Below are 258 nucleotides of genomic sequence, written 5' to 3'. Positions count from 1 at the left end.
CCCGCTCCCCCCCCGCCCTCGGCGGGGTGGCAGCCGGCAACCCCGGCGGGGCAAGCCCGGCAGAAGAGCTGCCGCATGGCCCGCCGGTACGCGGCGTCGGAGCCGTGTACCTCCAGGTGATCGGACCCGATCGTCGTGCAGATGCCGACCGAAGCGGGTACGTCGACCAAGCGCTGATCACTGAGGCCCTGCGAGCTGGCCTCGACGACGGCGTGGGTGGCACCGACCTCGACGGCACGGGCCAGCAACTCTTGAATC

Annotated in this window: 1 protein-coding gene; it reads right to left on the bottom strand. The window is 72.1% G+C overall.

Annotated features, from left to right (window positions below; genetic code table 11):
- The coding region (locus PKD89_RS19040) for a Mur ligase family protein (protein WP_324332828.1) at positions 1 to 258 on the bottom strand (258 nt) is incomplete at both ends.

Origin of the sequence: Candidatus Neomicrothrix sp. (assembly GCF_035329545.1) — a bacterium.
In the GTDB taxonomy this organism is placed as follows: domain Bacteria; phylum Actinomycetota; class Acidimicrobiia; order Acidimicrobiales; family Microtrichaceae; genus Microthrix; species Microthrix subdominans.
The sequence above is the reverse complement of the archived record's forward strand: the minus strand, read 5'-3'. Positions and strand labels throughout refer to the sequence as shown.